The sequence below is a fragment of the Falsiroseomonas sp. genome (assembly GCF_051860665.1).
Lineage (GTDB): Bacteria > Pseudomonadota > Alphaproteobacteria > Acetobacterales > Acetobacteraceae > Falsiroseomonas.
Genome location: NZ_JBHYDM010000011.1, coordinates 40843 through 60934, shown reverse-complemented (window position 1 = coordinate 60934; position 20092 = coordinate 40843). Strand labels below are relative to the sequence as shown.

Below are 20092 nucleotides of genomic sequence, written 5' to 3'. Positions count from 1 at the left end.
CGTCCCCACTGCTTCCCGGTTGTTGTCGCCTTTAACGGGTGACCGCCAGGCGAACGAGTGGCCGCAGTGTGAAACCGGTCGGAGCGATCCCGCAAGGGTAAATCAGCCGCTTTCGACATTGACCATGACGATTCCGGCCCCCTATGTTCGCCCTGCGAACACAGGCCATACACGGACTTCCACAACGATGGACGACGCCATCCCCCAAGGCTTTCCCAACGCCACACGCCCGGGCGAGGAGCGGGAGATCGTGCAATCCGTGCTGCGCGCGCTGGATGTGCTGCGCAGCTTCGACCGGCAGACGCCGCGGCAGACGCTGTCGCAGGTGGCGGAGCGCACGGGGCTTTCGCGTGCGACAGCGCGGCGCTTCCTGCTGACCTTCACCCATGCCGGCTACATGGAGCAGGATGGCGGGCGCTTCCGGCCGACCGCGAAGCTGCTCGAACTCGGCCATTCCGCCGTCGCCTCGCTCGGGCTGTGGGACCTGGCGCGGCCGGTGATGGCGGATCTCTCCGCGCGCCTTGGCGAGGCCGCCTTCGCGGCCGTGCTCGATGGGCAGGATGCGCTCTACGTCGCGCATGCGCCGTCGCCCGGGCGTGTGGTTGCGGTGGGCATCGCGGTGGGGCGGCGGCTGCCGGCGTATTGCACCTCCGTCGGCCGCGTGCTGCTGGCGGGCCTGCCCGATGCGGCGCTGGCGCAGGCGATGGCGGCGCTGAAGCCGACGGCCTTCACGGCGAACACGGTGACGTCGAAGGCCAGGCTGCGCGAGATCGTCGACCAGGTGCGGCGCGACGGATATGCGATCGTGGATGAGGAGCTGGAGGTCGGCCTGCGCTCCGTCTCCGTGCCGCTGCGCGCGCCAGGCGGCGCGGTGCTCGCCGCGCTGAATGTCTGCGGCCCGTCCTCGCGCGTGACGGCCGAGGCGCTGCACAGCCGCTTCCTGCCGGAGATTCTGCAGGCCGCGGACCGCATCAACCGCTCGCTGCGCGACTGAAGCGCCCGGGCGTGAAGCGATCCGTCGCGAAGCCGGGATCGCGCCCCAGCAGCAGCGCCGCCGCCATGGAGGCGACCAGCGGGCCGAGCGTGTAGCCGGCATCGCCGGGCACCGCGACATGCACGCGCGGCTCCTGCGGCAGCGGGCCGAGGATGCACTGGCCATCGGCCGTGGTGTTGACGCCCGCCCAGCTCCGCAGCAGCCGCAGCCCGCCGATCGGCGGCACGATGTGCTGGGCGAGCGACAGGTTGCCGATCAGGGACGCCGCCTCCACCGTCGGAAAATCCTGCGGCCCAGCAAAACGCGCGGGCCAGCCGCCGCCGATCACCACTTGGCCGGCGGCCAGCTGCTTCAGCGTGATCATGCGCTCCGCATGCTGCACCAGGTGCAGGATCAGCGGCGCCGTGGCCTCCGTGATGTTCATGTGCAACGGCTCCGCCACCGTGGGCAGAGGCGCGCCCAGCGAGCCGGCCAGCGCACCGCTGCCGGCGCCGGCAGCGAGCACCACACGGCCGGCGCGGATCACGCTGCCGTCCGGGCCGTGCAGCAGCAGCGCCTCCCGCGTCGCCTCGATGCGCGCGATGCGATGGCCGATGCGGTGCGGCACGCCGCGGCTTCGCAGGTCCTGGCGCAGAGCCTCGTTCGCCAGCAGCGGGTTCAGCTTGCCTTCCTCGGCGCAGATCTCCGCGCCATGCACGGCATCGCCGAGATAGGGCGCCACGCGGCGAAGCGCCGCGCGATCCAGCATCTCGACCTGCAAGCCGAGCGCCTGTTCGCGCTGACATTTCTGCGCGAGGAACTCGTAGTGCTCGGCGGTTTCGCAGACCATGAGGCCGCCGGATTGGCGCAGCTCGATATCCGCGCCGAGATCCTCGGCCAGCAGTCGCCAGCGCCGCGCGGCTTCGGGATAGAGCGGCAGGGAGGCTTCGAGATTCGGCACCAGCTCCGGATACATCCGCAGGAAGCGCGACTGCATCTGCACATGCAGGCTGCCGGCATTGGCGGTGGTGCCGGCGTGGTGGCCTGAATCGAGCAGCGTGACATCGCTGCCCGCCATCGCCAGCTCGCGCGCCAGGCACATGCCCACGATGCCGCCGCCGATGACCGCGATATCGGTCATGGCCCGATGAGATCCGAGATGCGCAAGGGCCGCGCCGGCACGCGTGGGGCGAAACTGTCGTCCACGCCCATGCGCGCGGCCAGCAGCGGCCCACAGTAGCGGCCCTGGCAGCGGCCCATGCCGCAGCGCGTGCGGCGCTTCACCTCGCCGATATCGGCGGGGCCGGCGGCGATCGCGGCATCGATCTGTGCCAGCATCACCTCCTCGCAACGGCAGATCAGCGTTTCGGGTTGCGCCAGCGACAGGCCGGGGAAGGGGGTAGCGAAAACCTGCCAGAGCGCGTTTTGGAAGGCGCGGTGCCGTGCCAGGCGGGCGCGCGCGGGCGCTTCCGAGGGCACGGCGTGACCGAGGCTGCGCGCCACGGCGAGGCCCGCGATTTCGCCCTCCGCCAGCGCCGCCGGCGCACCACCTAGGCCGCAGCCATCGCCCACGGCGTAGAGCCCCTCGATGCTGGTCCGCATTGCCGAGTCGCGCTGCGGCCGCAGCAGCCCGTCCTGCATCGCATGCGTGGCGCCGATCGCGCGCAGCAGCGCGTTCTCGGGCTGGAAGCCATAGCCGCAGAGAACGGCATCCACCATCTGGCGCGTGCCGTCATCCAGCTCCACCAGCAGCGCGCCATCCACCGCGCGCGTGACGCTGCGGAGCAGCCGCCCGCGCTTCAGCGGAATGCCGCGGCGGCGCAGCGCGGCGAGCATGCCCAGACCCTTGGCCGCCAGTTTAGGCGCGGCCCGCAGCATGCGTGCCAGGGCGAGCGGCCGCAGACCGGAGGAGGCTTCCGCCACGGCCACCACCTCCGCCCCACCCTCGGCAAGCTCCAGCGCCACCTGCAGGTTCAGCGGTCCATTGCCCGCCACCAGCAGGCGGCGGCCGGGCAGGGTGCGGTAGCTGCGCCAGAGGGTCTGCGCGGCGCCCGTGGTCATCACGCCCGGCAGGGTCCAGCCGGGGAAGGGCAAGGCGCGTTCCTGCGCGCCGGTCGCCAACACGGCCGCGCGCGGCCGCAGCCGCAAGGTGCGGCCCTGCCGCGTGGCGAGGAAGAGCAGCGGCGCGAAAGCGCCCCAGACCTCGGTGCCGTCCAGGATGCGCACGCCGGCCTCGCGGCAGGCGGCGAGCAGTGCGGCGCCTTCGGATTGCTGCGCATCCATTGGCGCGAGTCCCGGCATGGCCTGCTTGTAGTACTGGCCGCCGGGGATGCTGCGCTCATCGACCAGCAGCACATCCACCCCGGCACGCCGCGCGGCCAGGGCGGCGGCGAGGCCACCCGCGCCGCCGCCGACCACCAGCAGATCGGGCGTTTCCTCCGGCAGATCTTCGAGCGCCAGCGGCGGGGTGCCCGTGGCGCGTGTCGGCAGCGGCGCCGGATGCGGCTGGCGCTTCACCTGTTGGCCGGACACGGCTTTCGTCATGCAGGCGCGCGTATTGGGCACGCCGTCCACCACCATCACGCAGTCCTGGCAGGCGCCCATTCCACAATAGAGGCCGCGCCCGCCGCTGCGGGACTCGCGCAGGTCCAGCACGCCGGCTTCGGTCAGCGCGGCGGCCAGGCTCTGGCCGGGCCGCACTGCGATGGCGCGGCCCTCGAAGTCCAGCGTCACTCGGCGGCGCGCGCGCGGCTGGCGGCGTGCTTGCGCTGGTGGGCGCGCCAGGTAGTGGCCCAACGCGCCGGGTCCTCCGGCGCCTCCGCATCCACGCGGCCGATCGGCGCGTTGTGCGGGGCGGTGCGCACGAGTTCCGGGTTTTCGCGCGCCTCCTCGCAAACCTTGGCCAGCACCTCGCACCAGAGGTCGATATCCTCCTTCGACCACAGCTCGCCCGCTTCCGGGGTGAAGGGTTCCGGCACCACCCAGGGCTCGTGCGAGAGCCAGGGCGCGTCGATGCCGTAGTCGGTCATGCGGTTGCCGACCTCGACCACGCCGAGCCCCGTCTCCTCCTTCAGCGGTCCCAGCCCGTAGCGCGTCATCTCCATCCGCCAGGTCTTGGCGTCTGGGTTCGACCGCGCGACGCCGGGGATCGCGAGCAGCTTCTTCTCCATGTAGTTGTTGGCGAGCACAGCGAGATCGGCCGCTTCCTTGATGCCATCGGCGCCCATCGCCCGCGCCCAGGCATAGGCGCGCATGACGATATGCAGGTTCCCCAGGAATTCGCGCACCTTGCCGACCGATTGCGGGCGGTCATCGTCAAGACCGTAGCTGCCATCACCGTTCTTCACGACCAGCGGCTTCGGCAGGAACGGCGCGAGTTCGGAAGAGCAGCCATAGGCGCCGACAGCCGGCCCACCGCCGCCCTTCGGCCCCCCAAAGGTCTTGTGCAGCATGAACATGCAGGCGTCGAAGCCGAGCTCGCGCGCGCGGATGCGGCCCATCACGCCGTTGAAATTGGCGTGGTCGTAGAAGGCGAGGCCGCCCGCCTGCTTCACCAGCGCCGTCCATTCGCGGATCTGCGGGTTGTAGACGCCCATGTCGTCGGGGTTGTTGATCATCAGCGCAGCGGTGCGATGGGACAGCGCGGCCTTCAGCGCCTCGATCGAGGGATAGCCGTTCTCCTCCAGCATCAGCGTCACCACCTTGAAGCCGGCGGTGGCGGCGGTGGCGGGGTTGCAGGGATGCGCCTGGATCGAGGTGATGATCTCGTTGCGCTGTTCCAGCTCGCCCTTCGCAGCAAAATAGCCGCGGGTGACGCAGGTATGCGTATAGGCCGCATCCGCCCCGCCGGCGGCCTGGAAGACGAACTGGTCCATGCCGGACAGCTCGCGCAGGATGAGATCGAAGTTGTGCACGATCTCCAACAGGCCCTGGATGCTCGACGCCGGCTGCAGCGGATGGATCTCCGCCATCTGCGGCCGCAGACCCAGCGCCTCGCTGAGCCGCGGATTGTACTTCATGGTGCAGGTGCCGAAGAGGCTGACGCCCATCATGCCCAGCACCTGCTGCGACAGATGCAGGTAGTGGCGCAGCACGTCGTGCTCCGTCATTTCCGGCAGCGCCGGCTTTGCACGGCGACGCATGCCGGCGGGGACCAGCGCGGCGGCGTCTGTCTCCGGCTTCGGGAAGACCAGGCCGCGACGCCCGGCGACACCCATCTCCATCACGACCGGCTCGTTCCAGCGCGCCTGGTGGATCAGTTTTGCGGTCATCGCAGGATCTCCTCCAGCGCCTTGGCCAATCGCGCGATGTCCTCCGGCGCATGCACCTCCGTCACCGCATAGAGCGCGGACTGGCCGAGCGCCGGGATATCCGCCGAAAGATCCTTGCCGCCAAAAATGCCGCGCGCCAGCAGTGCCGCATTCACCTGCGCCACGCTGCGGCCGGTTGCCGAGAAATCGACGACGAACTCACGGAAGAAGCCGGACTTCCACCGAACGGACACACCCGGAATCGCATCCAGCCGCCGTGCCGCGTCATGCGACCGCGCCAGCACCAGCTCGCCGAGTTCCGAAAAACCTTCGGGCCCCATCAGCGACATGAAGACGGCATTGGCGATGGCGGTGAGGTAGACGGAATTGCCCGTCCAGTCCTTGCCCTGCTCCCGCATGCCATAGCTGGACTGATGCGAGAGGCTGAGGGCAAAACCGTGCTCGCCGGGATTGCGCGTGGGCGTGATCGAGATGTTCAGCGTCGGATATTCGCGCGCATAGCGTTCCTCATCGCGCGAAGCGATGAAGCCGCCGGCGCCGCCGCCCGCGCTCATATGCGCGCCCAGCGTCTGGGTGGTGCCGACAACGATATCCGCGCCATAGGCCGGCGGCGGCGCCAGCACGCCGAGGCTGATCGGATCCACGCCGACGATCACCTCGGCGCCCACGGCATGCGCGAGCCGCGCGATCTCCGCGCCCTGCGTCTCGATGATGCCGAGGAAGGACGGGTTCTCGAAATACACGGCCGTGACGCCGTCATTGAGCTTCGCCCGCAGGTCGTCGAGGTCGATCAGCCCATCCGCCGCGCGCTGCGCCACCAGCTCCACCGCGATACGGTTCGGCATGCCCTCCGGCTCGCAGTACTGGCGGATCACCGCCAGCCGCTCCGGGTCCATCCATTCCGGCACCAGCACGCGCCGCCGCCCGTTCAGCCGCGAGGCCAGCCGCACCGCATTGCCTGCCGCGCAGCCCCAGGAATAGACGGGCAGGCCGACGAAATCGCATTCCACCAGCTCGCCAAGCTGCGAGCAGAATTCGAACCAGGCCTGGTTGCGGCCATGGTCCGACATCGCCGTGCCCCAGACGGATGTCAGAAATTCGGAACGCCCCGCGATCTCGTCGCAGATCGCCGGCACATGGTGCTGCCAGATGCCGGCACCGAGGAAGCTGAGGTTCTCCTCGCAGCTCGTGTTCTTGCGCAGCAGCGACAGCATGTGCCGCCGCAGCTCAGGCTCGGATCGCAGCGACGGCGGCAGCGCGAATTCGTGCTGCGTGCGGTGATCCGCCGGAATCTGCTCGAACAGCGCCTCGATGGAAGGCGCGCCGATCTCGCGCAGCATGGCCGCCTTGATGGCGGGCACCGAATTGGCCATCCAGGGATGGGCTATGCTCATGCGGGCTCCTTCTCAGGCGGCGATGCGCAGCATGGCGCTGCGGTCGGGGGCGGTGCGGATGGCGATATAGCCGGCGAGCTCCGCATCCAGCGCAGCCTCCCCGGTATCCACATGCAGGCAGGCGGGATCGAGCGCGGCCAGCTTCTGCTGCCCCGCGACGATGACGAGGTTTTCGCGCCCCAGCCGCCGCAGCACCGCGGGCGAGAATTGCTGGTTGCCGCGGCCGAGCACGAATCCCTGGCCGCCGGTGACGCCGAGGATGGCGGTGGCGGGCGCCTGGTCCAGCAGCCGCAGCAGCTGCGTCTCCGTCACATCCGCCGCCAGTAGCCGGCCATCGAGGGCCACATCCACGCCCATCAGCGTGCCGTCGAAACCCAGCGCACGCTTGATGCGCCGCATGGTGGTGCCGCAGCCCAGCAGATAGAGGCGTCCGGTCTGCATCTCGCTCACGATGCGCCGGGCCAGTGCCTCCAGCGCCGCCTCGTCCGGGATGGCGGCGCCGGATTTGCCGGCCTGCATCAGCGCGCGTTCCCGCGGCACCCGCGCCACGCCGTGCAGCCGCGCGCTGACGCGGCCCTGGCGCAGCGCCTCCTCGTCCAGGTCCATCACCTCGGCCTCCTGCGCCGCGGCGCGGCCTTCCAGGAAGGCGGCGGCGACGCGGCCGGCGGCGGCGGGGTTCTGGGCAAAGACGGCGGAGTGCATCTTCACCCCCGTGGGGATGCCGAGGATGGGCAGGCGCGTGCCGATCTCGGCCAGCACATCCCGCGCCGTGCCGTCACCGCCCGCGAACAGCAGCAGGTCCACGCCTGCGGCCAGCATCGCCCGCGCGGCCGCACGGGTGGCTGCGGCGCCGGCGGCCGTTCCGATGTCCACGACCTCGCAGGGCAGCCCCGCCTCGGCGCAGGCATCCGCGCCCATCGCACCGGGCGCCGCCAGGACCTGCGCGCTTAACTCGGCCAGCGCCCGCGCCGCGCGCTGCCCGGAGACCGGTTCCGCCCCCAATTCCCGCGCGCGCGCCAAGACCGCCGGCCCATCGGTGCCCTTCAGCCCGACCCGTCCCCCCATGCCGGCGATCGGATTGACGATCACGCCCAGGCGCCGCACGCCGTCTCCCCCCAAAAATGTTCGCAGCGCGAACACGGCTTCGCGATGTGCACAATCTGCGGGGGGATTCGCGCGCGCGCAATCGGAAAAGCGGCAAGCCGCTTTTCGTCACGCGCCGCGGGTTGGGCGGATCAGAGGGAGGAGGCGACCGCCGGGGCCAGGGCCGGGTTCTTGCCCATGGGGTGGCCCGGGTTGCGGAAGCGCAGCTCGCCATCCGGCGCGCCATCGGGCGGCGCCACGCCGAACAGCTCCATCCGGCTGGTGCAGGCCACGGCCACCACGCGGCGGGCCGCGGGTTCCGTCATCCAGCGGCGGGCGGCGCCTTCCAGCTCCAGGCGTTCGCGCAGGCCGCGCCATTCGGCGCGGTCCACATCGTCCACGAACATCGCCAGCAGGCCGGGGCGGCGGCCGGTCAGCCGGCTTTCCGCCACCAGGCCGCAGCGGCGGGTGACGGCGGCGGCGATGGAATTCTCCCGCCCCGCCCGGGCGGCCATGACGAAGACGGATCCGCCGCCGGCGCCGGCGGTCACCGCCAGATGCGCTTCTTCGCCGAATTGCGCCCGCAGCTGCGCCGGCAGGCCCTGCACGCTGGCCTGGGCGCCGGCCAATACCAACGGGTCCAGCTTCAGCACCGCATCGGCGCTCGCATCCTGCCGCTTCTGCGCCGCCAGCAGCCCGGCGATGCGGGCATGCAGCTCCGCCACCTGGGCATCGGTCGCCATGCCGCCGGGCAGGGTCATCTTCAGCAGGTAGCGGCCGGGATGGGCGGCGAGCCAGGTCTGCAGTTCGGGGTTCACCTTGTCGACCAGGGCGCACCAGTCGCCGCGATGCACCTCCCGGCCTTCCTCGGCCGAGACCGCCTCGCAGACCACCTCCGCCTCCACCCCGTCGCGGCGGATCAGCAGGTCGAAGGGCGCTTCCTCCTCCAACCCCGCGAAGCTCACCTCGAAGCCGCGGCTGCGATGCAGGGCCGCGGTGCGCAGCAGGTGGAACAGCGGCATCAGGGTTGCCTCGCCGGTCAGGCCGGCGGCGATCTCGGCGCGCAGCCGCGCGCGCTGGGGCACCGGCAGGCGCTCGGCCAGCTTCACCGCCTCCCGCGCGAAGGCGGCGACGCGGCGTTCGGCGGGGGTGGCGCGTGCCAGGGCCTTGGGGTCCCCCAGCCGCGCGAGCACCAGTTCCAGCGCATGGCGCTGCTGCGCCGCACGGCCGGAGAGGGAGGGGGCGGCTGCCCGCTGGGCGATGTCACCCAGGCGTTTCGCCCAGAGGCGGGCGCCGCAAAGGCTGCGGAAACGATCGAGATCGGCCGGCTCCGGCCGATGGTCGGCAAATGGCATGACAGCGGCCCGATCACGTTTGATACCCATCCCTAACGCCTTTCCGGGGGGCAGCGTCAAGTTTCGGATGCGTGATAGGCGACTATTTTTGTCGGATATAAACTTGGCCGGATTCAGTTGCGTGGCAGGCGGCTGGTGGCCGGCGCATCCGGGTTCTGCGCGCGGTGCCGCAGCAGCGCATCGGCCAGCACCAGGGCCAGCATCGCCTCCCCCACCGGGACCGCGCGGATGCCGACGCAGGGGTCGTGGCGCCCCTTGGTCAGCACCTCCACCTCCTGCCCGAAGCGGTCCACGGAGTTGCGCGGGGTGAGGATGGAGGAGGTGGGCTTCACCACGAAGCGGGCGACGATGGGCTGGCCGGTGGAGATCCCCCCCAGGATGCCGCCGGCATGGTTCGAGCCGAAGACCACCTGGCCGTCCGCGCCCATTCGCATCTCATCCGCATTGCCCTCCCCGGACAGCGCGGCGGAGGCAAAGCCGTCGCCGATCTCGACGCCCTTCACGGCATTGATGCTCATCAGCGCGCTGGCGAGCTCGGCATCCAGCTTGCCGTAGATCGGCGCGCCGAGGCCGGGGGGCACGCCCTCCGCCACCACCTCCACCACGGCGCCGAGGGAGGAGCCGGATTTGCGGGCGGCGGTCAGCCGCTCCTCCCACCGCGCGGCGGCTTCGGCATCCGGGCAGAAGAAGGGATTCTGGTCCACCTGCTCCCAGTCGAAGCGGTCGCGGTCGATGGCATCGCCGCCCATGTTCACCAGCGCGCCGCGGATGGTGACACCTTCCAGCACCTTGCGCGCCACCGCGCCGGCGGCGACCCGCATGGCGGTTTCCCGGGCGGAGGATCGGCCGCCGCCGCGATAGTCCCGTACGCCATATTTCAGCTCATAGGTCAGGTCGGCATGGCCCGGGCGAAAACGGTCCTTGATCTCGCCGTAGTCCTTGGAGCGCTGGTCGGTGTTCTCGATATGCAGCGCGATCGGGGTGCCGGTGGTGACGCCCTCGAAAGTGCCGGAGAGGATGCGCACCGCATCGGCTTCCTGCCGCTGGGTCACGAACTTGGACTGGCCGGGGCGGCGGCGATCGAGGAAGGGCTGGATATCGGCCTCGGTCAGCGCCAGGCGCGGCGGGCAGCCATCGACGACGCAGCCGATGGCCGGGCCGTGGGACTCGCCCCAGGTGGTGACGCGGAAGAGGTGGCCGAAGGTGTTGTGGCTCATGGTGGCGCGTGCTTACCGCAACGAGCCCGAGGCTCCTAGGCCAGCTCGAAGCGGGTCTGGTGCCGCAGCGCCTCCAGCTCCAGCACGGCAACGCAGCCCTCGACGGTGCCGAGCGCCAGCTGCCCCTGCCGCAGATCCAGCGCAAAGACGATGGTGGGCCAGCCGCCGAGCGTGACAGGGCCGGCGGCGAGCACCGCGCCATCCGTGGCCCGCAGCAGCCACAGCGTGCCGTCGAGGAAGGCGACGACGACCAGCCCCTGCTCCGGCGCGAAAACCATGGCGCTGGCGGTGGCGGTGGTGGCGTGGCGCCAGGTGTCCGCCGGCACCCGCACCGGCCAGGGCAGGCGGCGGGCGGATCCGGCCGGCGGGATCGGCCGGCGGAACAGGAAGCCCCGGCCATCCTGGCTCGGGTCCGGGTCGTAGTGCCGGCCGGCGAGGATCACCGCCTCGCTTGCCGCATCCGCGACATGGCAGCCGAGGCATTCCATGGCGTGGCTGGCCGGGGCGCCATCCGCCGGCAGCAGCGGCCAGAGCGACTCCACCGTGCCATCCGGCCGCAGGCGGCAGAGGCGCTTGCGTTCATGCTGCCCGGGCGGCGTGCCCTGCAGCAGGAAGAGCTCGGGCGCGCCGTCGATGCCGAGGGCATGGTTGAAGACGTCGTAGTGGCCGAGGTCCAGCCAGCTTCTGGCGCCCGTGGCGGCATGCAGCAGCAGGTCGCCCGCCGCGGTCCCGGCCCGGTTGCGGTCCAGCCGGCCGAGCACCCTTCCGTCCTGGCTCGCGACGAAGTTGAAACTGCCCTCGAAACTGGCCAACGGCTCCAGCCGGTCCTCGCGCAGCCGCAGCAGATGGGTGCGGCCCCCGGGCGGGCTGTCGCAGGCGACGAGGAGGGAGGTGCCGCGCAGCAGCCGCGCGCCGTGCAGCCCCGCCTGGGCCAGGCGCCGCGCGGCGCCGCCGGCGGGGTCGTGGATCTCGACCAGGCAGTCGTCATGCGTGGCGGCGACCCGGCCATCGGCCAGGAAGGCGAGGTCCCAGATGGCGCCGCGCCGGGTCAGGGGGCCGAACCAGTCCTCCAGCTGCCGGTCGATTGCCGCGGGGTCGGCCCCGGTGGCGGCCCCGGTGGCGGCGAGGTCCGGCCGGATTATCGCCCCCGCCGGGTCGAGCCTGACCTGCGCCGGCGGTCCGGGCGGGCCATGGGGCAGGCGCAGGGGGTAGAGCCGGTCGAAGGCCTCCTCCGCCCCGCCAAAATCCTCGTCCCAGGGGCGCAGCAGCGCTTCAAGCACGCTGCCATCCGCGGTGAAGCGGCAGCGGGTCACCTCCGGCACCGGCGCGGCCCCGGACCAGGACTCGCCGGTCTGCCAGTTCCAGACCAGCAGCTCGCCTTCAAAGGCATGGCCGCCATCATAGGCGCCGGCGGCCACCGCCAGCACCGGCTCGCTGGGGTGGAAGGCGATGTCGTTGATCGGCAGGCGCAGCGCGTCCAGCACCGCGAAGGGCCTGGCCTCGCCCCGGCGATGCAGGGCCAGGCGCTGCAGCAGCCGCTGGCCCATCCGCGCCACGCGGCCGGGCTGCATCAGCAGCGGGAAGCTGCTGGCGATCGCGAGCGTCTGGCCATCCGGGCTCTGGCACAGCTGCGTGATCCGGCCGCTGCCGCGGAGGGTGGGCACGCCAAGGATCAAGCCGTTTCCATCTCCTTCAGCCCGCGGGACGACACGCAAGCCGCGCGCCGATCTCGCAAATGTAACTGGTGGTTGTCTTCTGCGCCGAGCGCAAGTTGATAGGAGGCAAGGATGCAGACACCAGCCGCACCCGACTCCACCTCCCCCGCGCCACCGCCGCCACCTGTCGTGGCGAAGGCCGCGCATCAATCGATCTGGTCCTGGCTTGGGGCCGTGATGTTCGGTGCCGTGCTGGCGGCGGGGGCGTACCACACCGTCCCGAACCTCGTCAGTGATTGGCAGGTGCGCGCCACCGCGATTCCCTTCGCCGATGGACGGGTGACGGAGGGGCGCTGCCGTTCGAAGCTCTTTGTGCAGCTGTGCTCGGCAACGCTCTCGGCACAGACCAAGACCGGGCGCTTCACCCGCGAGGTGAACTACGTCTTCTTCGACCTCCACACCGGCGACTACCGGGTGGCGGTGATGGCGGACCCGGACCGGCCGCACCTGCTGACCACCGACCAGGCGCTCGACAAGCTGTGGAGCCGGACGCTGACGGAACTGGTGGGTGGCGGCTTCCTGCTGGCCCTGGTGCTGGCGCCCTTCGTCAGCCTGATCCGCAGCCGCCGCCAGGCGGCCTGAGACCCGCCCGCGGGCGTTGACAGCCCGCCAGCCGCGGCGTCGGATGGGCCCCTCCGCAGCCTGCGGCCGGGGGCTGGCCCATGATGATCCTGCCGAGGTGCTGGTCGGCGCCCTGCCTGCTGCTGGCCGGGCTGCTGGCGGCGGGTCCGGCCCTCGGCCAGGCAGCGGCGCCCCGAACCGATGCGCCGGCCTGCCAATCCGTCGCGGCGCCCTGCCTGCACTACACCCACCCGAACCACCGGAATTGCGGGACGCGGGGCGGGCCGGGCTGCCGCAAGGCGAAGGGCAGCTGCGCCGCCTGGCGGGACGGCTATACGCCGTCCTGCGCCCGGACCGGCGCGCCGCGGCCCTGATCAGACCGTCGCGATATCCGGTGCGTCCGGGTTCTTCATGCCCACGATGTGGTAGCCGCAATCCACGTGGTGCACCTCGCCGGTGACGCCGGAGGAGAGGTCGGACAGCAGGTAGAGCCCCGCGCCACCCACATCCTCGATCGTCACATTCCGCTCCAGCGGCGCGTTCAGCTGGTTCCACTTCAGGATATAGCGGAAGTCGCCGATGCCGCTGGCGGCGAGCGTCTTGATCGGCCCGGCGGAGATCGCATTCACTCGGATCCCGGCCTTGCCGAGATCGGCCGCCATGTAGCGCACGCTGGCCTCCAGCGCCGCCTTGGCGACCCCCATCACGTTGTAATGCGGCGTCACCCGCTCCGCGCCCAGATAGGACATGGTCAGCAGGGATCCGCCCGGCTTCATCAGCGGCACGGCGCGCTGCGCCACGCTGACGAAGGAATAGACCGAGATATCCATCGCCTGCAGGAAGGCCGCGCGCGGCGTATCCATGTAGCGCCCGCGCAGGAACTGCTTGTCGGCGAAGCCGATGGCATGCACCACGAAGTCGATGCCGCCCCAGTCCTGGCCGAGCTTCGTGAAGACGGCGTCGACGCTGGCATCGTCCGTCACGTCGCAGGGCAGCACGTGCTTGCTGCCGATGCTCTCGGCCAGCGGTCGCACCCGGCGCTCCAGCGCCTCCCCCTGATAGGTGAAGGCGATCTCGGCGCCCTGGGCGGCCAGGTATTGCGCGATGCCCCAGGCGATGGAGCGGTCATTCGCCACGCCCATGATCACGCCGCGCTTGCCCGCCATCAGCGTTCCGGTCGGAACTCCCGCGCCGGCGGCTTCGTGCGTCACGTCATCTGGCATGGAAGGGGGGCACCGGCGGCTGGTTGCGATAGGCCCCCGGTGGTGGCACATGCCCTTGTCACGGGCAAGGGGCCTCACACCTGTCTGGCCCCGCCTGCCCAGGAGTATGCCCTTTGGAAACCAGCGCCGAAGACCCCATCGCCCTGTTCGAGGCCTGGATGGCGGAGGCGGCGAAGACCGAGCCGAACGACCCCAATGCCGTCTGCCTGGCCACGGCGACGCCGGAGGGCCGGCCCTCCGCCCGCATGGTGCTGCTGAAGGGCGTCGACCAGGACGGGTTCGTCTTCTACACCAACCTCGAAAGCCGCAAGGGCGGCGAACTGGCCCGGAATCCCTTCGCCGCGCTGTGCTTCCACTGGAAGACCCTGCAGCGATCCGTGCGGGTGGAGGGGGCGGTGCAGCCGGTCTCGGCGGCGGAGGCCGATGCCTACTACGCCTCCCGCGCCCGCGGGTCGCGCATCGGCGCCTGGGCCAGCAAGCAGTCCCGGCCGCTCGAATCCCGCTATGCGCTGGAGAAGGCGGTGGCCGAGCAGACTTTGCGCTTCGGCCTGGGCGAGATCCCGCGCCCGCCGCACTGGTCCGGCTTCCGCCTGGTGCCGGATCGCATGGAATTGTGGCGCGACATGCCCTTCCGGCTGCATGAGCGCCGCGTCTTCCACCGCGACGGCGCCGGCTGGCGGATCGAGATGCTCTACCCGTGACCATCCGGCCGTGACCATCCCGACGGGCCAGGCCCCGGTCGCGGCGCTGCTGCGCCGGCTCTCGGGCGCCGAGCCGATCGAGACGCATATCTCGGCCGTCTTCATCGGGAAGGAGACGGTGTGGAAGCTGAAGAAGGCGGTCCGCCTCGGCTTCCTGGATTTTTCCGACCCTTCCGCGCGGGCGCACTTTGCCCGGCGTGAGCTGGTGCTGAACCAGCCGCATGCGCCGGGGATGTACCGGGACGTGGTGCCGGTGACCCGCGCCGCGGATGGCAGCCTGGCGCTGGATGGGGTGGGGGAGCCGGTGGACTGGGTGCTGCGCATGGCGCCCGTCCCGAAGGATGATTTCCTCGATGTCATCGCCCGCCGCGGCGGGCTGACGCCCGATCTGCTGGACGCCACCGCGGATGCCGTCGCGGCGCTGCATGCCGCCGCGCCGCCGGCGCCGCCCGGCTTCGATGCGCCAGCCGCCGCCGCCCGCGTGCTGGCCGGCAATATCCGGGATGGACACGCCACCGGCCTGCCGCCGATGCGCGTCGCGGCGCTGGGCCAGGCCATGGCCACGCGGCTGGCGGAACTGACGCCGCATCTCGCCGCACGCCAGGCAGAAGGGCATGTGCGCCGCTGCCATGGCGACCTGCATCTGGGCAATCTCTGCCTCTGGCAGGGCCGGCCGACGCCCTTCGACGCGCTGGAATTCGACGAGGCCATGGCCACGACCGATACCGGCTACGACCTCGCCTTCCTCCTGATGGATCTCTGTCAATCCGGCCAGCGCGCGGCGGCGAACCGGGCGATGAACCGCTATCTCGCCCGCACCGGGGATTTCGGCCTGCTGCCGGCGCTGGGCTTCTGGATGGCGCTGCGGGCCATGGTGCGGGCGCATGTCGAGGCCCGGCGCGGCGGCGACGGCCTGGCCTATCTCGCGGCGGCGGAGGCGCATCTGCGCCCGATCCCGCCGCGCCTCGTCGCCGTGGGCGGGCTGCAGGGCACCGGCAAGACTTGGCTGGCCCGGCAGATCGCCCCCGATCTCGGCGCCGCCCCCGGCGCGCTGCACCTCCGCACCGACGAGACCCGCAAGCGCCGCGCCGGCCTGGCGCCGGAGGACCGGCTGCCGCCCGAGGCCTATGCCGAGGCCGAGAGCCAGGCCGTGCATGCCGAGATTTTTGCGGCCGCGCGCGCAGCGCTCGCCGCGGGCCAGAGCGTGGTGCTGGACGCCGTCTTCCTCGACCCCGCGCAACGCCAGGCGGCGGAGGCCGCCGCCGCGCCCCACCCCTTCACCGGCTTTTGGCTGGCCGCGCCGCTCGATCTGCTGCGCGGCCGCGTCGCCAGGCGCAGCGCGGAGGGGCGCGATGCCTCCGATGCCACGGTGGCGGTGCTGGAGCGCGCGGCCGCGGCCGATCCGGGCCCCATCGCCTGGCAGGTGCTGGATGCGGCGGACCCCCTGCCGGCCGCAAGGGCCACGCTGGCGTGACCGGCCCGAAATAGGGCATAAAGTTTCCAGGGAAGGCTTTCCGCACCCAGAATTGGATGAAGGAGAGGCGCGATGGCTTATCGCCGCCTGTTGCTGCCACTGACCGGTACCGCGGCCGGGGAAGCCGCGCTCGCCACGGGCCTCATGGTCGCGCGGATCTGGAGCGCGCATCTGCACTGCCTGCATGTGCGCGTCGATGCGCGCGATGTCGCGCCGCTGGCCGGCGAAGGCCTCTCGGGCGCCATGATCGAGGAGATGATGGCCGCGACCGAACGCGAATCCGGCGAACGCGCCGGCCGCGTCCGCGCGCTGTTCGAGAAGTTCACCGCCATCCATGGCGACGTGACGCTGGCCGGTGACCCCAATACCGCGCTGAAGGTGCCGGGCGTCACCCTGTCCTTCGAGGCGATCGCGGGGCGGGAGGAGGATGTGGTGGCGCAGCAGTCGCGCCTCTATGACATGGCGGTGGTGCCGCATCCGGAGGCGGATGAGGATGTCTCCTCCTCCGACGCGCTGCATGCCGTGCTCTTCGATTCCGGCCGCCCGGTGCTGATCGCGCCGCGCACGGCGCCGGAGGTGATGGGATCGCGCGTCTGCATCGCCTGGAATGGCAGCGCCGAAAGCGCCGCGGCGGTGGCGGCCGCGCTGCCCTGGCTGCACCGCGCCCAGGCCGTGCGCATCCTGCATTCCGAGGACTACCAGCGCCGCGGCCCCGCGGCGGAGGGCATCCAGGCCTATCTGCGCTGGCACGAGATCGAGGCGGAGCTGGTGCCCTTCAAGTCGCAGACCCGCGAAGTCGGCGCCGGGCTTCTGGGCGCGGCGCGCGATTTCGGCGCGGACCTGATGTGCCAGGGCGCCTATAGCCATTCCCGCCTGCGCCAGCTGATCCTGGGCGGCGTGACGCGGCATGTGCTGGAGAATTCCGAGATCCCGATCCTGATGTGCCGCTGACCGCGGCATGAACCGCGACTGGCACGCGGCGCATCCGATGCCGAAGCCGGCGACGCCGGGCCAGCGCCTCGCCTGGCACCTGGAACATGCCGAAGCCTGCGGCTGCCGGGGGCTGCCGGCGAGCGTCAGCGCGGCGTCGGCGCGTCGTGGCCAGGCGATCCCGGCGCGCAAGGGCGGGGACCGGGCCGCACCGCGTTAGCGGTCGTTTCGCCATTCACCGGTTGAATGGTGCCCATCCGCCCCGTCCCGCTGCGCCCCGACCCGGCCGGGCCTATCTCTCCGCCCAACAGAAGCGCCGGGGCCCCTGCCCGGGGCGCAAAGCGGAGACCTTCCAATGATCGACGTCCGACCCTTCGCCAGCCTCGGCGGCGCCAACCACGGCTGGCTCAAGGCCAGGCACCACTTCTCCTTCGCCAATTACCGCGACCCGAACCGCATGAGCTGGGGCCGGCTGCGCGTCTGGAACGACGACGAGATCGCCCCCGGCACCGGCTTCGACGCGCATCCGCATCGCGACATGGAAATCATCACCTATGTCCGCGAAGGCGCCATCACGCATCGCGACAACCTGGGCAATGAGGGCCGCACCGCCGCGGGCGACGTGCAGATCATGTCGGCCGGCACCGGCGTGGTGCATGCCGAATACAACCTGGAGCCGGAGGTGACGAAGATCTTCCAGATCTGGATCATGCCGGATGTGCGGGGCGCCAAGCCGAACTGGGGCGCCAAGGAATTCCCCAAGGCGGCGCGGGGTGACGGCACTGCCGTCACGGGCTTCGAGGTGCTGGCCTCCGGCCGCCCGGCCGATGCGGGCAGCGGCGCGCTGCCGCTCAACGTCAATGGCGCGGTGCTGGCCACGACGCTCGCCAAGGGCCAGACGCTGACCCAGTCCCTGGCCCCCGGCCGCGCCGCCTATCTGGTGGTGGCGAAGGGCGCGGCCACGGTGAATGGCGCGGCGCTGGCCACGCGCGATGGCGCCGGCATCGTGGATGAGCCCGTCATCACCATCACGGCGGAGGAGGATGCGGAGCTGGTGATGGTGGAGGTGGCGAAGGAATAGCCTTCCGGGCCCGGGGCAGGCGCCCCGGGCCCAAGGTCACCGCGCTTCGCCAAGGCTGTGCTTTTCAGAGGCGGCGGTGCTGATCGCCACGCTACGCGGCGTCGGCACGCTGGCGGTGGTGACGTGATTTTCGGCTGAAACAGCTCCCCACAGGCTGCGGAAAAAGCCCTCTCCACCCGCAGGGGGGAGAGGGCTTTCCTCTGATTTTCCGCAGCTGCTAAGTGGCCTCGGCGATGTGCCATAGCTCCGCCCGCAGCACCCCCACCGGGTCCCGACCCGGGCCGCTGGCCACCAGCGCCCGATGCCCGCCGGGCAGCACGCGCTGCCGCGCGCCGGGCAGCAGGGCGGCGGCGACGGGCACCAGCCCGTCGCTCGGCCCGGCCCCCTGGTCCCGCATCCGGCGCGCCAGCGGCCGATAGGCCAGCTCCCGCCAATCCCCCGCCTGGTCGATGTCGCTGGCCAGGGTCGCGACCGGCAGCGCGGCCAGCAGCGCGGCGATCTGCGCCGCATGCCGGCGCATCCAGGCCTCGCGGGTGGTGGTGGTCAGGTCGCGCAGCCCGCGCCCGGTGCCGAGGCGGGACAATCGCGCCAGGTGATGCACCGCCATCAGCACCGGCCGCCGCGCCAGGATCAGGTCGGCGATGGGCGATCCGAAGAAGGGCGCCTGCAGCGCCACGAAGCCGCGGCAGCGGGCGGCCAGGCCGGGCCGCAGCAGCGCGTCCAGCGCCTCCAGCCCGCCCTTGGAATGGCCGATGAGGATGGCGGGGCGCGGATCCGCCAGCAGCGCCGCCGCGATCCGCCCGGCATTCACGCCGACCGGCGCCGCCGTCGGCAGCTTGATCACCTCCACCGCCAGGCCCAGGCCACGCAGCCAGGCGAGCTGCGCGCCCATATAGTCCAGCCCGATCGGGGCGAGGCCGGCGATGACCTCGCCCAGCAGCCCGTAGCAGAGCAGAATGCGGGTGCCGGCCAGGCGCGCGGCCAGGGCGGCATCCGACATGGCGTCAGTCCAGCGCCACGACCTGCTTGCCGAAGTTGCGGCCCTCCAGCATGCCGATGAAGGCCGCCGGCGCATTCTCCAGCCCCTTGGCCACATCCTCCCGCCACTGCACCCGGCCGGCCTTGATGTGCCCGAGCATCTCCGTGCGGAAGCGGCCATAGCGCTTCCAGCCGCTGTCGGAGACGATGAAGCCCTGGATGCGCAGCCGCTTGCGCACCACCGGCCCCAGGTTTGGCCCGGCCAGCGCGCCCTTCGCATCGGCGCCGGCGGCGGTGTTGTACTGGGCGATCATGCCGCACATCACCATGCGGCCGAAGTCGCGGAAGCGCGGGAAGACCGCCGCCTGCACCGCGCCGCCGACATTCTCCCAATAGACATCGACGCCATCCGGGCAGGCGGCATCGAGCTGCGCATCCAGGTCGCCGCGATGGTCGATCGCGGCATCGAGGCCCAGCACGTCCCTCACGAAGGCGCATTTCTCCGGCCCGCCGGCGATGCCCACCACCTTGGCGCCCCGGATCTTTCCGAGCTGGCCGACCACCTGGCCCACGGCGCCGGAGGCGGCGGAGACCACCAGCGTCTCGCCCGGCTTCGGCTCGCCGATATCCTCCAGCCCCACCCAGGCGGTGAGCCCCGGCATGCCGAGCACGCCGAGCGCGGTCGACGGCGGCGCCTCCTCCGGGTCGATCGGGATCAGCGACTGCGCCGGGCGCACCGAGAACCCCTGCCAGCCGAAGCCGCCGAGCACCCAGTCGCCAACCTGGAACCTGGCATCGCTGCTGGCGGCCACCTGGCCCACCGCCTGGCATTCCATGACGCCGCCGAGGGCGACCGGCGCAGCGTAGGATTTCGCGTCATCCATGCGGCCGCGCTGATAGGGATCGAGCGAGAGGAAGCGGTGCCGCACCAGCACCTCCCCCGGCCCGGGATCGGGCAGCGGAGTCTCCACCAGCCGGAAATCCTCCGGCACGGGGGCGCCCTGGGGGCGACGGGCGAGCAGGATCTGCGGGTTCATCATCGCGGGCTTCTCCGGATTGGCGCCCCAGCCATGGGCCGTGGCGCCGGCCGCGTCCACCGCGGCGATATGGCCTGTCGCGCGCTTGTCATCGGCAGC

The 20092-nt window shown here is 71.5% G+C and carries 19 protein-coding genes; 8 read left to right on the top strand and 11 right to left on the bottom strand.

Features of this window, described 5'->3' with window-relative positions; genetic code table 11:
* Window positions 1-187: 187 nt before the first annotated feature.
* A complete protein-coding gene (locus tag ACTIF1_RS13225) occupies window positions 188-994 on the top strand; it encodes an IclR family transcriptional regulator domain-containing protein (protein WP_439596901.1) in 807 nt (268 codons plus the stop codon).
* Here the strand turns inward: ACTIF1_RS13225 and ACTIF1_RS13220 are convergent.
* From ACTIF1_RS13220 to ACTIF1_RS13185, 8 genes are all read right to left on the bottom strand, one after another.
* Window positions 972-2114 (bottom strand): NAD(P)/FAD-dependent oxidoreductase, encoded by a 1143-nt coding sequence (locus tag ACTIF1_RS13220; protein WP_439596900.1) that lies wholly within the window; start codon window positions 2112-2114, stop codon window positions 972-974. The genes ACTIF1_RS13225 and ACTIF1_RS13220 overlap by 23 nt on opposite strands.
* Entirely contained in the window at window positions 2111-3706 is a 1596-nt protein-coding gene (locus ACTIF1_RS13215) for an FAD-dependent oxidoreductase (protein WP_439596899.1), read from the bottom strand. Before ACTIF1_RS13215 ends, ACTIF1_RS13220 begins: the two co-directional genes overlap by 4 nt.
* Complete coding sequence (gene gcvPB, locus ACTIF1_RS13210; protein ID WP_439596898.1) at window positions 3703-5244, bottom strand: aminomethyl-transferring glycine dehydrogenase subunit GcvPB; 1542 nt, start codon at window positions 5242-5244, stop codon at window positions 3703-3705. Before gcvPB ends, ACTIF1_RS13215 begins: the two co-directional genes overlap by 4 nt.
* The gene (gcvPA, locus tag ACTIF1_RS13205; protein WP_439596897.1) at window positions 5241-6638 is read right to left on the bottom strand and encodes an aminomethyl-transferring glycine dehydrogenase subunit GcvPA; all 1398 of its coding nucleotides are present in this window, start codon (window positions 6636-6638) and stop codon (window positions 5241-5243) included. Before gcvPA ends, gcvPB begins: the two co-directional genes overlap by 4 nt.
* A gap of 12 nt (window positions 6639-6650) precedes the next feature.
* Entirely contained in the window at window positions 6651-7778 is a 1128-nt protein-coding gene (locus ACTIF1_RS13200; protein ID WP_439596896.1) for an ATP-NAD kinase family protein, read from the bottom strand.
* Window positions 7779-7873: 95 nt separating this feature from the next.
* Complete coding sequence (locus ACTIF1_RS13195; protein ID WP_439596895.1) at window positions 7874-9076, bottom strand: hypothetical protein; 1203 nt, start codon at window positions 9074-9076, stop codon at window positions 7874-7876.
* A gap of 113 nt (window positions 9077-9189) precedes the next feature.
* Window positions 9190-10293, bottom strand: a complete 1104-nt coding sequence (gene aroC, locus ACTIF1_RS13190; protein WP_439596894.1) for a chorismate synthase — start codon at window positions 10291-10293, stop codon at window positions 9190-9192.
* 35 nt (window positions 10294-10328) lie between these two features.
* Window positions 10329-11957: a hypothetical protein gene (locus ACTIF1_RS13185; RefSeq protein WP_439596893.1), complete on the bottom strand. Its 1629-nt coding sequence runs from the start codon at window positions 11955-11957 to the stop codon at window positions 10329-10331.
* 123 nt (window positions 11958-12080) lie between these two features.
* Here ACTIF1_RS13185 and ACTIF1_RS13180 point away from each other — a divergent pair, with 123 nt between their 5' ends.
* Together ACTIF1_RS13180 and ACTIF1_RS13175 are read left to right on the top strand one after the other, a co-directional pair.
* Window positions 12081-12590, top strand: coding sequence for a hypothetical protein (locus ACTIF1_RS13180; protein WP_439596892.1), 510 nt, complete (start codon window positions 12081-12083; stop codon window positions 12588-12590).
* An 83-nt stretch (window positions 12591-12673) separates the two neighbouring features.
* Entirely contained in the window at window positions 12674-12943 is a 270-nt protein-coding gene (locus ACTIF1_RS13175) for a hypothetical protein (RefSeq protein WP_439596891.1), read from the top strand.
* Here ACTIF1_RS13175 and fabI read toward each other — a convergent pair whose 3' ends face one another.
* A complete protein-coding gene (gene fabI / locus ACTIF1_RS13170; protein ID WP_439596890.1) occupies window positions 12944-13735 on the bottom strand; it encodes an enoyl-ACP reductase FabI in 792 nt (263 codons plus the stop codon).
* 170 nt (window positions 13736-13905) lie between these two features.
* Here fabI and pdxH point away from each other — a divergent pair, with 170 nt between their 5' ends.
* The 5 genes from pdxH to ACTIF1_RS13145 all read left to right on the top strand — a co-directional run bounded on the left by pdxH (window position 13906) and on the right by ACTIF1_RS13145 (window position 17978).
* Window positions 13906-14493: a pyridoxamine 5'-phosphate oxidase gene (gene pdxH / locus ACTIF1_RS13165; protein WP_439596889.1), complete on the top strand. Its 588-nt coding sequence runs from the start codon at window positions 13906-13908 to the stop codon at window positions 14491-14493.
* 10 nt (window positions 14494-14503) lie between these two features.
* Window positions 14504-15967 carry an AAA family ATPase gene (locus ACTIF1_RS13160; protein WP_439596888.1) on the top strand — a complete coding sequence of 488 codons (1464 nt, stop codon included), beginning with the start codon at window positions 14504-14506 and terminating at the stop codon, window positions 15965-15967.
* A 72-nt stretch (window positions 15968-16039) separates the two neighbouring features.
* Complete coding sequence (locus tag ACTIF1_RS13155) at window positions 16040-16918, top strand: universal stress protein (protein ID WP_439596887.1); 879 nt, start codon at window positions 16040-16042, stop codon at window positions 16916-16918.
* 7 nt (window positions 16919-16925) lie between these two features.
* Window positions 16926-17117 carry a hypothetical protein gene (locus ACTIF1_RS13150; RefSeq protein WP_439596886.1) on the top strand — a complete coding sequence of 64 codons (192 nt, stop codon included), beginning with the start codon at window positions 16926-16928 and terminating at the stop codon, window positions 17115-17117.
* 135 nt (window positions 17118-17252) lie between these two features.
* Window positions 17253-17978: a pirin family protein gene (locus ACTIF1_RS13145; protein WP_439596885.1), complete on the top strand. Its 726-nt coding sequence runs from the start codon at window positions 17253-17255 to the stop codon at window positions 17976-17978.
* A gap of 217 nt (window positions 17979-18195) precedes the next feature.
* Here the strand turns inward: ACTIF1_RS13145 and ACTIF1_RS13140 are convergent, their stop codons facing one another.
* Both ACTIF1_RS13140 and ACTIF1_RS13135 read right to left on the bottom strand, forming a co-directional pair.
* The gene (locus ACTIF1_RS13140; protein WP_439596884.1) at window positions 18196-18978 is read right to left on the bottom strand and encodes a hypothetical protein; all 783 of its coding nucleotides are present in this window, start codon (window positions 18976-18978) and stop codon (window positions 18196-18198) included.
* 4 nt (window positions 18979-18982) lie between these two features.
* The gene (locus ACTIF1_RS13135; RefSeq protein WP_439596883.1) at window positions 18983-20053 is read right to left on the bottom strand and encodes an NADP-dependent oxidoreductase; all 1071 of its coding nucleotides are present in this window, start codon (window positions 20051-20053) and stop codon (window positions 18983-18985) included.
* Window positions 20054-20092 lie beyond the last annotated feature (39 nt).